7 protein-coding genes are annotated in these 13709 nt (G+C 73.5%); 5 read left to right on the top strand and 2 right to left on the bottom strand.

Annotated elements, in window-relative coordinates:
- Nucleotides 1-44 precede the first annotated feature (44 nt).
- Nucleotides 45-1349 (top strand): MFS transporter, encoded by a 1305-nt coding sequence (locus ABD981_RS24005; protein WP_123955217.1) that lies wholly within the window; start codon nucleotides 45-47, stop codon nucleotides 1347-1349.
- Here the strand turns inward: ABD981_RS24005 and ABD981_RS24010 are convergent.
- Nucleotides 1327-3075: an MFS transporter gene (locus ABD981_RS24010; RefSeq protein WP_046912055.1), complete on the bottom strand. Its 1749-nt coding sequence runs from the start codon at nucleotides 3073-3075 to the stop codon at nucleotides 1327-1329. The genes ABD981_RS24005 and ABD981_RS24010 overlap by 23 nt on opposite strands.
- Before the next feature lie 234 nt (nucleotides 3076-3309).
- Between ABD981_RS24010 and ABD981_RS24015 the strand changes: the two genes are divergently transcribed.
- From ABD981_RS24015 to ABD981_RS24030, 4 genes are all read left to right on the top strand, one after another.
- Entirely contained in the window at nucleotides 3310-4098 is a 789-nt protein-coding gene (locus tag ABD981_RS24015; RefSeq protein ID WP_046912054.1) for an ABC transporter ATP-binding protein, read from the top strand.
- Nucleotides 4095-6668: an ABC transporter permease gene (locus tag ABD981_RS24020; RefSeq protein ID WP_046912053.1), complete on the top strand. Its 2574-nt coding sequence runs from the start codon at nucleotides 4095-4097 to the stop codon at nucleotides 6666-6668. Before ABD981_RS24015 ends, ABD981_RS24020 begins: the two co-directional genes overlap by 4 nt.
- A gap of 147 nt (nucleotides 6669-6815) precedes the next feature.
- A complete protein-coding gene (mfd, locus tag ABD981_RS24025) occupies nucleotides 6816-10349 on the top strand; it encodes a transcription-repair coupling factor (RefSeq protein WP_046912052.1) in 3534 nt (1177 codons plus the stop codon).
- Nucleotides 10350-10416: 67 nt separating this feature from the next.
- Nucleotides 10417-12375 carry an NACHT domain-containing protein gene (locus tag ABD981_RS24030; RefSeq protein ID WP_131723948.1) on the top strand — a complete coding sequence of 653 codons (1959 nt, stop codon included), beginning with the start codon at nucleotides 10417-10419 and terminating at the stop codon, nucleotides 12373-12375.
- Nucleotides 12376-12396: 21 nt separating this feature from the next.
- Here ABD981_RS24030 and ABD981_RS24035 read toward each other — a convergent pair whose 3' ends face one another.
- The gene (locus ABD981_RS24035) at nucleotides 12397-13662 is read right to left on the bottom strand and encodes an SGNH/GDSL hydrolase family protein (RefSeq protein WP_046912050.1); all 1266 of its coding nucleotides are present in this window, start codon (nucleotides 13660-13662) and stop codon (nucleotides 12397-12399) included.
- Nucleotides 13663-13709: the final 47 nt, after the last annotated feature.

A 13709-nucleotide genomic window follows, 5' to 3' on the forward strand; every position in this document is an offset into this window, starting at 1 on the left:
AAAACAATGGGCAGGAGCCGGGCCGGGTGGTGGTGTTCCCGGACATGACCCCGGATACGACCGCCGCGGCGCCCGCGACCGCACCCGCCGCCCCTGCCCCCGCCCTCCCCGTCCCGCCCCCGCTGTGGCGCCTCCCGGACTTCCGCCGGCTGTGGGCCGGGGACACCGTGAGCCAGGCCGGCACCGCGGTCACCGTGCTCGCCCTGCCCCTGGTGGCGATCGGCCCGCTCGGTGCCTCGCCCTTCGGGACGGGGCTGCTCGTGATGTGCGAGTACCTCGGCTTCCTGCTGCTGGGGCTGCCCGCCGGAGCCTGGGTGGACCGGATGCGCCGCCGCCGGGTGATGGTCGTGACCGACCTGGTCAGGGCGCTGCTCCTGGCCTCCCTGCCGGTGGCCGCCTGGTGCGGTGTCCTGACCCTTCCCCAGCTGTACGCGGTGGCCTTCGGGATGTCGGTCTGCACGGCCTTCTTCGACATCGCCTACCAGAGCCATCTGCCCGGGCTGGTCGCCGCGGACCGGCTGCTGGCGGCGAACGTGGCCCTGGAGTCGACCCGTACGGTCACCGCGGCCGGCGGTCCCGGCGCGGGCGGGGCGCTGATCGCCGCCGTCGGCGCGCCGCTCGCGCTGGTCGCCGACGCGGTCAGCTTCCTGGCGTCCGCGCTGCTGCTCTCCCGGATCCGCCGCCCCGACCCGCGGCCCGAACGGCGGCCCGGGACGCGGCTGCGGGCGGAGATCGGCGAGGGCCTTCGGTTCGTGTTCCGGACGCCGGTGCTGCGGGCGCTCACCCTGACCGCCGCGGTCTCCAACCTGTGCGGCACGGTCGGCGCCTCCATGCTCCTGGTGCTGCTCGCGGGGGAGGGCGAGGGCGGTCTCGGGCTCTCGCCGTTCCTGTGCGGCCTGGTCTTCACGGCGGAGGCGGCCGGCGGCTTCCTCGGCAGTCTGCTCACCGCCCGGGTCGCCGCGCGGCTGGGCGGGCGGTTCGGCGAGGGCCGGGTGGTGATGTGCGGCTCCGTCGTCGTGAGCGGGGTGCTGTGGCTGCTGGCGCTGCCGTTCTTCCAGGCGGACTGGCGCTTCGCGGTGGCGGTGGCGCTCCAGGGGCTGGGCTGGACGGCGTTCATGCCCTTCAAGATCGGGTCGGTGGCGCTGCGCCAGCGTCTCGTCCCTGAGCCGCTGCTGGGCCGGGTGACGGCGACCTTCCGCTTCGTGGTGTGGGGCTGCATGCCGCTGGGCGCGCTGCTCGGCGCGCTCCTCGGCCAGTACGCGGGGGTGCGGACCGCGTTGTGGGCCGGGGCCCTCGGCGAACTGCTCGCCGTCCTGCCGCTCGCGCTCAGCCCGCGGAGCCGGCGGTAGCGTCCGTCCCGTCCGCCGTGTCGGTCCCGTCCGCCTTCTCGGTCCCGTCCGCCGTGTCGGTCCCTTCGGTTCCGTCCGCCCGGTCCGCCCGGTCCGCCCCGTCCTCGGCGGACCGCTGCTCCTTGAGCACCGGGAAGCGGCGCGGGGCGAGGGTGAGCAGGGCCAGGAGGGCGAGGGCCGCCGCGCCCGCCGCGCCGACGAAGACGTAGTCGACGGCCGCGTCCACCGCCCGGCGCAGGTGGTCGGCGGCCTGTCCGGTGAGCGAGCCGGGGTCCTCCAGGGCGCGGACCAGACCGTCCAGGTCACCGCCCCCGCCACTCCCCTCACCGCCCCCGCCGCCCAGCCGCGCGGCGAGCACCCCGTTGGCGACGGCGCCGAACAGGGCGGCGCCGACGCTCTGTCCGACCTGGCGCACGAAGAGGACGGAGGCGGTGGTCGTGCCCCGCTCCTCGTACGGGACGGTCGACTGGACGCCGACGATCAGCGGCAGCTGGAAGAAGCCGAGCGCCCCGCCGAGCAGCAGCATCAGCAGCGCGGGCTGCCAGGGCTCGCCGGGGAAGGGCAGCAGGGGGAAGGCGAGCAGGACCAGGAGGGCGCCGGTCATGCCGAGGATCGCGGTGAGGCGGAAGCCGATGCGGGTGTAGACCCGGTTGGACAGGGCGGCGGTGACGGGCCAGCTCAGGGTCATCGCGGAGAGCACGAAGCCCGCGGCGATCGGGCCGAGGCCGAGGACGGCCTGGGCGTACGTGGGCAGGAAGACGGTCGGGGCGACCATCAGCAGGCCCAGGGCGCCGAGCGCCAGGTTGACGGCGGCGATGGTGCGGCGGCGCCAGACCCAGCCCGGGATGATCGGTTCGGCGGCCCGTCGCTCGATGAACACGGTGAGGACGCCGAGCGCCGCCGCCCCGCCGAACAGGCCGAGCGACGGGCCCGAGAGCCAGGGCCAGGCGACGCCGCCCTGGACGAGCGCCGTCAGGAGCAGGGTGCCGGTGGCGAAGATGGCGAGGGCGCCGGCCCAGTCGACGGAGACCCGGGCACGGACACGGGTGCGGGTGCGGGCACCGGGGCGGGAGCGGGAAGCGTCGGCGTGCCCGGCGGCGGGTTCCGGCCGCCCGTCCCCTAGGGGGCGCCCGGGCTCCACCAGGTACCGCGTGATCAGCCACAGCGCCGCCGCCCCGACCGGCAGGTTGACCAGGAAGATCCAGCGCCAGTCCGCGTACCCGGCGAGCAGTCCGCCCGCCGCCGGGCCCGCCACCGAGGCGGTGGCCCACACGGAGGAGAGGCGGGCCTGGATCCTGGGGCGCTCCTTCAGCGGGTAGAGGTCGGCGGCGATCGTCTGGACCGTGCCCTGGAGGGCGCCGCCGCCCAGGCCCTGGACGATGCGGAAGGCGATCAGCGAGTACATGTCCCAGGCGGTCGCGCACAGCACCGAGCCGGCCAGGAAGAGGACGATTCCCGAGACCAGGACGGGCTTGCGGCCGAAGGTGTCGCTGAGCTTCCCGTACACCGGGAGCGTCACCGTCACGGCGAGCAGATAGCCGGAGAACAGCCAGGAGAAGACGGAGAGTCCGCCGAGGTCGCCGACGATCTGGGGGACGGCGGTGGAGACGACGGTGCCGTCGAGCGCGGCGAGCGCCATGGCGAGCATCAGCGCGGCGACGACCGGTCCGCGCCGGGTGGCGTCCGCCCCCGGCGGCACTGTCTGTCTCGTGGTCGCCTCGGACACGCTGGCCCCTCTCCCCACCCGACGGATGCTTCGTACATCTAAGTGCGCCCGGGTCAGCCTCTCACTCGATCCTCCGATGGAGAACCCCTAGGGGCTCCTCCCCCATCCAGCCCAGGGGCCGTTCGTCCCGACGGAGGACGAGCCGGGCCCCCGCCGTCCTTAGCTTGGTCTTACGGAATCCCGTACGAACACGAAGACCGCAGACCAACACGAAGACCGCATAGGAGACTTACCGTGACTTCGGCTGTGACCATCCCCAGGCACGGGGGTACTGGAGGGCGTACGGCCGTCGCCGCGCGGGCGCGACAGGTCGTCAAGGCGTACGGCACGGGGGAGACCCGGGTCGTCGCGCTCGACCACGTCGACGTGGACATCGCCCGCGGACAGTTCACCGCGATCATGGGGCCTTCGGGCTCCGGCAAGTCCACGCTCATGCACTGCCTCGCCGGGCTCGACACCGTCACCGGCGGCCAGATCTTCCTCGACGAGACCGAGATCACCGGCCTGAAGGACAAGAAGCTGACCCGGCTGCGGCGCGACCGCATCGGCTTCATCTTCCAGGCCTTCAACCTGCTCCCCACGCTGAACGCGCTGGAGAACATCACGCTGCCGATGGACATCGCCGGCCGCAAGCCCGACCAGGAGTGGCTGCGGCGGGTCGTCGAGACCGTCGGTCTCGGCGAGCGGCTCAGGCACCGGCCCACCCAGCTCTCCGGTGGCCAGCAGCAGCGCGTCGCCGTGGCCCGCGCGCTCGCCGCCCGGCCCGAGATCATCTTCGGTGACGAGCCGACCGGGAACCTCGACTCGCGGGCCGGGGCCGAAGTCCTCGGCTTCCTCCGGCAGTCGGTGGACGAGCTGGGGCAGACCATCGTCATGGTCACCCACGACCCCGTCGCCGCCTCCTACGCGGACCGGGTCCTCTACCTCGCCGACGGGCGCATCGTCGACGAGATGCACCGGCCCACCGCCGAGGCCGTCCTCGACCGCATGAAGGACTTCGACGCGCGCGGGCGGACGTCGTGACCGTGCTCAAGACCTCGCTGCGCAGCTTCCTCGCGCACAAGGGCCGCATGGCGCTCTCCGCCGTCGCCGTCCTCCTCTCCGTCGCCTTCGTCTGCGGCACCCTGGTGTTCAGCGACACCACGACCGCCACCTTCGACAAGCTCTTCGCCTCCACCGCCTCGGACGTCACCGTCAGCCCGTCGCGGGCCGGCCAGGACGACGAGATCCCGCAGAACGGGCGCCCCGAGACGCTGCCCGCCTCGCTCGTCGCGAAGGTCCAGGGCGCCAAGGGCGTCAAGGCCGCGCAGGGCCAGGTCGTCTCCACCAGCGTCACCGTCGTCGACTCCCGCGACGAGAACGTCGGTCCCACCACCGGTGCCCCGACCATCGCCGCCAACTGGTCCTCCGACGAGCTGCGTTCGATGGAGATCGCGTCCGGCCACGAGCCGCGCGGCCCCACCGAGGTCATGGTCGACGGCGGCACCGCCGAGAAGCACCACCTGAAGATCGGCGACGAGCTGCGCACCATCGCCGTCACCGGCGACTTCACCGCGCGGATCTCCGGCATCGTCGACTTCAAGGTCACCAACCCCGGCGCCACCCTCGTCTACTTCGACACCGCCACCGCCCAGCGTGAACTCCTCGGCAAGGAGGGCCTGTTCACCCGGATCACCGCCGACGCGGCGCCCGGCGTCGACGACGAGGCCCTCAAGGCGGACATCGCGGCGGCCGTCGGCTCCGGCTACACGCTGCGGACCGCCGCCGAGTCCGCCGACGCCGGCCGCGAGGACGTCGCCGGCTTCCTCGACGTCATGAAGTACGCGATGCTCGGCTTCGCCGGGATCGCGTTCCTCGTCGGCATCTTCCTCATCGTCAACACCTTCTCCATGCTGGTCGCCCAGCGAACCCGCGAGATCGGCCTGCTGCGGGCCATCGGCTCCTCCCGCCGCCAGATCAACCGCTCCGTCCTCGTCGAGGCGCTGCTCCTCGGCGTCGTCGGCTCGGTCGCGGGCGTCGCGGCCGGCGTGGGGCTCGCCGTCGGCCTGATGCAGCTCATGTCGTCCATGGGCATGGAGCTGTCCACCGAGGACCTCACCGTCCGCTGGACCACCCCCGTCGTCGGCCTGGTCCTCGGCGTCGTCGTCACCCTCCTCGCCGCCTTCGTGCCCGCCCGCCGGGCCTCGAAGGTCTCCCCGATGGCCGCCCTGCGCGACGCGGGAACCCCCGCCGACGGCAAGGCGGGTGCGGTACGGGCCGTCCTCGGCCTGGTCCTCACCGCCGCGGGCGCCGCCGCGCTCTGGGCCGCCACGCAGGCCGAGAAGGCCGGCGCGGGCTCCCTCTGGCTCGGCCTCGGCGTCGTCCTGTCGCTGCTCGGCTTCGTCGTGATCGGCCCGCTGCTGTCCGGCGGAGTCGTCCGGGGCCTCGGCCTCGTCGTGCTGCGGGTCTTCGGCCCGGTCGGCCGCATGGCCGAGCGCAACGCGCTGCGCAACCCGCGCCGCACCGGCGCCACCGGAGCCGCCCTGATGATCGGCCTCGCGCTCGTCGCCTGCCTGTCCGTGGTCGGCTCCTCGATGGTCGCCTCCGCAACGGAGGAGCTCGACCGCTCCGTCGGCGCCGACTTCATCGTGCAGTCCACCAACCGGCAGCCGGTCGTGCCGCAGGCCCAGGCGGCCGTGGAGCGGGCCCCGGGGCTCGACCACGTCACCGAGTACAAGTGGGTCGAGGCCGTCGTCACCGACCCGCGCGGAAAGGCCGCCGAGCTGGGCCTGGTCGCCGCCGACCCGACGTACGCCCAGGACGTGCGCCGCGACACCACCGCGGGCGAGCTGTCCGCCGCCTACGGGCCGGGCGCGATGTCCGTCGGCAGCCTCTACGCCGCCGAGCACGGCGTGAAGGTCGGCGACACGCTGACGGTCGCCTTCAAGGGCGGCGAGAAGGCCCGGCTGCGGGTCGCGGCCGTCACCTCCGACGACAACAACATCGACAAGGGCGTGATGTACACGAACATCACCACCGCGGCCCGCTTCCTCCCGGCCGAGCGGATGCCCAAGAGCATGATCGTCTTCGCCACGGCGAAGGACGGCCAGGAGGCCGCCGCGTACGAGGGGCTGAAGAAGGCCCTCGCCCCCTACCCGCAGTACAAGGTCGCCGACCAGGCCGACTACAAGAAGCAGCTCCAGGACCAGGTCGGCCAGCTCCTGAACATCGTGTACGGACTGCTCGCCCTCGCGATCATCGTCGCCGTCCTCGGGGTGGTGAACACCCTCGCCCTGTCGGTCGTCGAGCGGACCCGCGAGATCGGCCTGATGCGCGCCATCGGCCTCTCCCGACGCCAGCTGCGCCGCATGATCCGCCTGGAGTCGGTCGTCATCGCCCTCTTCGGCGCCCTCCTCGGCCTCGGCCTGGGCCTCGGCTGGGGCACCGCCGCCCAGCGGCTCCTCGCCCTGGAGGGCCTGGGCGTCCTGGAGATCCCCTGGCCGACGATCCTCACCGTCTTCGTCGGCTCGGCCTTCGTCGGCCTCTTCGCGGCCCTGGTCCCGGCCTTCCGGGCAGGACGGATGAACGTGCTGAACGCGATCGCGACGGAGTAGTCCCGGAGCCTCCGCGCCCGCCGCCGGACCCGCCCCACACGGCCGGGTCCGGCGGCGGCTGTCGGCGGGGCGTCGTACGCTGGAGCCCCCGGCCCGTGAGACGTGTCGGGCCCTTCGCGTTGCCCACCTCCGCCGGGATGGACCTTCATGAGCCTGCACGGTCTGCTGGACGCCGTCGTCAAGGACGCCGCACTCGCCGAAGCGGTGACGGCCGCCCGCGACGGCAACCGCGCGCACGTCGACCTGGTCGGCCCGCCCGCCGCCCGCCCCTTCGCCGTCGCCGCCCTCGCCCGTGAGGCCGGGCGGACGGTGCTCGCGGTCACCGCCACCGGGCGCGAGGCCGAGGACCTGGCCGCCGCCCTGCGCTCGCTCCTCGACCCCGACACGGTCGTCGACTACCCGTCCTGGGAGACGCTGCCGCACGAGCGGCTGAGCCCTCGCTCGGACACCGTCGGCCGGCGCCTCGCCGTCCTGCGGCGCCTCGCCCACCCCCGTACCGACGACCCCGCCGCCGGACCCGTCAGCGTCGTCGTCGCGCCCATCCGCTCGGTGCTCCAGCCGCAGGTCAAGGGGCTGGGCGAGCTGGAGCCGGTGGCGCTGAGGAGCGGGCAGACCGCCGACCTGAACGAGATCGTCGAGGGCCTCGCCGCCGCCGCGTACTCCCGGGTGGAGCTCGTCGAGAAGCGCGGCGAGTTCGCCGTCCGCGGCGGCATCCTGGACGTCTTCCCGCCCACCGAGGAGCACCCGCTCCGCATCGAGTTCTGGGGCGACGACGTCGAGGAGATCCGCTACTTCAAGGTCGCCGACCAGCGGTCCCTGGAGGTCGCCGAGCACGGCCTGTGGGCGCCGCCCTGCCGCGAGCTGCTGCTGACCGACGACGTACGGGAGCGGGCGGCCGCCCTCGCCGAGGCCCACCCCGAGCTCGGCGAGCTGCTCAACAAGATCGCCGAGGGCATCGCGGTGGAGGGCATGGAGTCCCTCGCGCCCGTCCTCGTCGACGACATGGAGCTGCTGCTCGACGTCCTCCCCGAGGGCTCCATGGCCGTCGTCTGCGACCCCGAGCGGGTGCGCACCCGGGCCGCCGACCTGGTGGCGACCAGCCAGGAGTTCCTGCAGGCCTCCTGGGCCGCCACGGCCGGCGGCGGCGAGGCCCCGATCGACGTCGGCGCGGCCTCCCTCCGGGGGATCGCGGACGTCCGCGACCGGGCCCGCGAGCTGGACATGATGTGGTGGTCGGTGTCCCCGTTCGCCGCCGACGACACCGCCCTCGCCGCCGACACCCTCAAGCTCGGCATGCACGCCCCCGAGACCTACCGCGGCGACACCGCCCGCGCCCTCGCCGACACCAAGGGCTGGCTGGCCGAGGGCTGGCGCACGGTCTACGTGACGGAGGCCCACGGCCCCGCCTCCCGGACCGTCGAGGTGCTCGGCGGCGAGGGCATCGCCGCCCGCCTCGACACCGACCTCGCCGCGATCTCCCCGTCCGTCGTCCACGTGGCCTGCGGCTCCATCGACTACGGCTTCGTCGACCCGGCGCTCAAGCTGGCCGTCCTCACCGAGACCGACCTGTCCGGGCAGAAGGCCGCCGGCAAGGACGGGCAGCGGATGCCCGCCAAGCGGCGCAAGACGATCGACCCGCTGACCCTGGAGGTCGGCGACTACATCGTCCACGAGCAGCACGGCGTCGGCCGCTACATCGAGATGGTCCAGCGGACCGTGCAGGGCGCCACCCGCGAGTACCTCCTGGTCGAGTACGCGCCCGCCAAGCGCGGCCAGCCCGGCGACCGCCTCTACATCCCCACCGACCAGCTGGAGCAGGTCACCAAGTACGTGGGCGGCGAGGCCCCGACCCTGCACCGCCTCGGCGGCGCCGACTGGACCAAGACCAAGGCGCGCGCCAAGAAGGCGGTCAAGGAGATCGCCGCCGACCTCATCAAGCTGTACTCCGCCCGCATGGCCGCCCCCGGCCACGCCTTCGCCCCCGACACCCCCTGGCAGCGGGAGCTGGAGGACGCCTTCCCGTACGCGGAGACGCCCGACCAGCTGTCCACCATCGCCGAGGTGAAGGAGGACATGGAGAAGACCGTCCCCATGGACCGTCTGATCTGCGGCGACGTCGGCTACGGCAAGACGGAGATCGCCGTCCGCGCCGCCTTCAAGGCCGTCCAGGACGGCAAGCAGGTCGCCGTCCTCGTGCCCACCACGCTGCTCGTGCAGCAGCACTTCGGCACCTTCTCCGAGCGCTACTCGCAGTTCCCCGTCAACGTCCGCGCGCTGTCCCGCTTCCAGACGGACACCGAGTCGAAGGCGACGATGGAGGGCCTGAAGGACGGCTCGGTCGACGTCGTCATCGGCACCCACCGCCTGTTCTCCTCCGAGACGAAGTTCAAGGACCTGGGCCTGGTCATCGTCGACGAGGAGCAGCGCTTCGGCGTCGAGCACAAGGAGCAGCTGAAGAAGCTCCGCGCCAACGTCGACGTGCTGACCATGTCCGCCACCCCCATCCCCCGGACGCTGGAGATGGCGGTGACCGGCATCCGGGAGATGTCGACGATCACGACGCCCCCCGAGGAGCGGCACCCGGTCCTCACCTTCGTCGGCCCGTACGAGGAGAAGCAGATCGGCGCGGCCATCCGCCGCGAACTGCTGCGCGAGGGCCAGGTCTTCTACATCCACAACCGCGTCGAGTCCATCGACCGCGCGGCGGCCCGGCTGCGCGAGATCGTCCCCGAGGCCCGGATCGCGACGGCCCACGGCCAGATGTCCGAGCAGGCCCTGGAACAGGTCGTGGTGGACTTCTGGGAGAAGAAGTTCGACGTCCTGGTCTCGACCACGATCGTCGAGTCCGGCATCGACATCTCCAACGCCAACACCCTGATCGTCGAGCGCGGCGACAACTTCGGCCTGAGCCAGCTGCACCAGCTGCGCGGCCGCGTCGGCCGGGGCCGCGAGCGCGGCTACGCCTACTTCCTCTACCCGCCGGAGAAGCCCCTCACCGAGACCGCCCACGAGCGCCTCGCGACCATCGCCCAGCACACCGAGATGGGCGCGGGCATGTACGTGGCGATGAAGGACCTGGAGATCCGCGGCGCGGGCAACCTGCTCGGCGGCGAGCAGTCCGGCCACATCGCGGGGGTCGGCTTCGACCTGTACGTACGGATGGTCGGCGAGGCCGTCGCCGACTACCGGGCGCAGATGGAGGGCGGCGAGGAGGAGGAGGCCCCCCTGGAGGTCAAGATCGAGCTCCCGGTCGACGCCCACGTCCCGCACGACTACGCCCCCGGCGAGCGTCTGCGCCTCCAGGCCTACCGGGCCATCGCCTCCGCCAACTCGGAGGAGGACATCAAGGCCGTGCGCGAGGAGCTCACCGACCGCTACGGCAAGCTGCCCGAGCCGGTCGAGAACCTCCTCCTCGTCGCCGGCCTGCGCATGCTGGCCCGCGCCTGCGGCGTCGGCGAGATCGTCCTCCAGGGCCCCAACATCCGCTTCGCGCCGGTGGAGCTGCGCGAGTCCCAGGAGCTGCGCCTGAAGCGGCTCTACCCGCGCACGGTCATCAAGCCGGCCGTCCACCAGATCCTGGTGCCGCGCCCGACCGCCGGGAAGATCGGCGGGAAGCCGGTCGTCGGCCGCGAACTGCTCGCGTGGACCGGGGAGTTCCTGGCGGAGATCCTGGGGTCCTGACCCGTTCCCGACCGCGCCCCCTCCCCGTTCCGGCAGGATGACCGGAACGGGGAGGGGGATGCGGGTGGTGCGCAGGTGGGTGATCGGGGCGGGCGGCTGCGCCCTGGTGATCGGCGGGCTGTTCTGGGCCCTCGCGGGGCGGTCCGGCGCGCTCGACCTGTCCCAGCGGACCGACCTCATGGCCTTCGCGTGCGGCGCGGTCGGCGTCGTCGGACTCGTCGCCACGTTCTGGCGGCGCGCGGACGAGGACGAGGCGGCGGCGGTCGCCCGGCTCGCCCGCGAGGTGAAGGCGATCGGCGAGCCGCAGTGGATGAGCTCGCTCGGCGGCGACCTGAAGGCCATCGACGTCACCTTCGCCTTCCGCCCGTACGCGGGCGCCCGCGCCGCCGAGCTGCCGGCCTCGCCCGCGGGCCGGCTGGAGAAGGTCGTCGAGGACTACCGGGGGCTGCGGCCGCGGCGGCTGGTCATCACGGGCGAGCCGGGGGCCGGGAAGACCGTGCTGGCCCGCAAGTTCGTCATGGAGCTCACCCGGGTGCGGGCCGACGACGAGCCCGTCCCGGTGCTCGTCGCCCTCGCCGACTGGGACGCGGGGGAGCCCTTCCGCGACTGGCTCACCCGCCACCTGGAACGGGACTACGGCCTGCCGGCGGCCTCCGCCCGCCGGGTCGTCGCCGCCCGCATGGTGCTTCCCGTCCTCGACGGCCTCGACGAGATGGACCCGACGGGCACCCCCGCCGCCGACTCCCGCGCGGGCCGGGCCCTGGAGGCCCTCTCCCGCTACCAGGACGGCACCGAACCCGCGCCGCTCGTCCTCACCTGCCGCTCGCGCGAGTACGACGCGCTGGAGGCCGACGGGGTCCACATCCTCGACGCGGCGCGCATCGGGATCGACCCGGTGACGGCGGAGCGCGCCCACGACTTCCTGGCGCTCCGCGGGGCCCGCCGCCCGCACCGCTGGGACCCCGTCCTCGACGAACTCCGCGCCCACCCGCACGGTGTCCTGGCCCGCGCCCTGTCCACGCCGTGGCGGCTGACCCTCGTGGCGGTGGCGTACGAACGGGACGGCGACCCGGCGGAGCTGGTGGGTGCGGGGACGGAGGGGGAGACGGCGGATCTGCTGCTGGGGCGGTTCATCGGGGCGTCGGTGAGGAGCGCGGCGGTGGGGGCGGGGCGTTACGCGCCTGGCTGGGTGCACCGGCGGCTGCGGGTGCTCGCCGTGCTCCTGGGGCCGGAGACCGACCTGGCCCTGCTGGGGCTCGGGCGGTTCGCGCCCCGCTGGGCGGTCAGGGTGCTGGAACTGGTCCAGCTCGGCGTGATTCTGTGGGTCGTGCTGGCGGATCTCGCGCTGGATTCGGGGGAGCGCGTCGAGCTGTCGTTCCCGGTCGTGCTCGCGGTGCTCCTCATGATCGCCGTACTGGTCCGGAGGCTGAGGGCGCAGGTGTCGTCACGGTCGCAGGCGGCGGCGTCGATGCCGCCGGCCGGCAGTGCGTTGTGGCGGGTGGGAGTGCGCCGGGTGATGCGAAGGGTGCCCCGGAGCTGGTCCGGACTGATGATCTCGGGCACCCTGCTGTTCGGCATCTGGCAGGCCGTGCCGCAGCGGTTGGGCGGCCAGGGCATGACCTCGCTGGCGCCGGTGGTGGGAGCGGTGTTCGTCCTCTACCTGGTGTTCGCCGCTGCGGCGGAAGTCGACGACGCTGCCACGGGCCCGGCGGGCCAGCTGCGGGGCCAACTGGCCCTCGCCACTGTGCTCGTCACGGCGGTGGCGGCGGTGTTCTACGGCGGCGAGGCCATGAGGCTGCCGACGTCGGTCGTGGCGATGATCGGTTCGGCCGTCGTGCTCGAACTGCTCTCGGGTCTCGTCGAGTACGGACTGTTCCGGCTGTGGAACCTGCGCCGCCTCCCCCTCCGCCTCGCCCGCTTCCTCGACTGGTCCGTCGCCGCCGGCCTGCTCCGGACCTCCGGTGCCGCCTACCAGTTCCGCCACCGGGAGTTCCAGGAGTGGCTGGTGCGGCACCCCGCGCCGTAGCGGGCGGGGTGCCGCGGCGGGTCACAGCTCGTCGAGGTCCAGCGTGGCGGCCATCGCGCGGTAGCCCGCGTCGCCCGGGTGGAGGTGGTCGCCCGAGTCGTACGCGGGGAGGATGCGGTCCGGGTCGGCCGGGTCGGCGACCGCGCGGTCGAAGTCGACGATGCCGTCGTACGCGCCGGACGTGCGGACCCAGGCGTTGAACGCCTCGCGCTTGGCCTCGTTCTCGGGCGTGAAGTAGAACGAGCCCTTGATCGGGGTCAGCGTCGCGCCGATCACCTTGATGCCCCGGGCGTGCGCCTGCCGGATGAGGCTGCGGTGGCCCTCGATGAGGCGGTTCACGGAGACCTCGGGGGTCGGGCCGCCGGGGAAGGACGGGCCGCTGCCGCCGATGTCGTTGATGCCTTCGAGGAGGACGACGGTGCCGACGCCCTTCTCCGTGAGCACGTCCTTCTTGAAGCGCGCGATGCCCTTCTCGCCGGCCCAGGTGGTGTCGTTGACGACCTGGTTGCCGCCGATGCCGTGGTTGAGGACGGCGCGAGGGGAACCGGCCGCGGCGAGGCGCTCGGCGAGCTCGTCGGGGTAGCGGTCGTCCGCGCCCGGGGTGGCGCCGACGCCGTCGGTGATGGAGTCGCCGAAGGTGACGATGCCGTCCCGGCGGGCCGTGTGGGCGCCGCCGGAGACCTCGACGCCGGAGAGGTAGTACCAGGACGAGTCGGTCTCGGTGAACGCCGTGCCGGTCACGTCGGCGCGGTGGTCGCCCGCCGCCCGGTAGCTGGTGGTGCCGGCGAAGTGGTGGAAGGTGGCGGGACCGGTCGGGCCGGCCAGGTAGAGCGTGACGGTGAGCGTCTCGAACGCGGCGGTCCTGAACGGGGCGCCGTCGCTGACGAGCGTGCCGCCGGCCGGGATCGTGACGGAGCCCCGCCCGCCGAAGGTGAGCGCGCGGACCGAGCCGGGCCGCACCGCGCCGCCCTCGGCGGTACGGGCGACGGTCGCGCCGGTGATCCTGAGCGGGGTGCTGCCGTAACGGTTGGTCAGCTCGATGCGGGCCCGGGTGCCGCCGGTGGTGACGCGCACCGTCTGCCGGACGGTCTGGTCGTCGAAGCCCCGCACCGACCAGTTGGGGGCGAACGGCGCGGCGGGCGCCTGCGGCGAGGCGGCCCAGGTGCCGTGCCAGGCGGCGCCGCCGCGGGCCTGGTCGGCCGTCGCGGCGGTGGTGGGGATCGCGGTCAGGGTGGTGGCGGCGAGCAGGGTCATGCCCGCGCGCCGGAGGGTGCTGCTGGTCTTCATGTGTTCCGCCCGTTGTCGTGTGCCGTGGTCTTTCCTGTGCGCACGAC

The organism is Streptomyces showdoensis, from assembly GCF_039535475.1.
GTDB classification, from domain to species: Bacteria; Actinomycetota; Actinomycetes; order Streptomycetales; family Streptomycetaceae; genus Streptomyces; species Streptomyces showdoensis.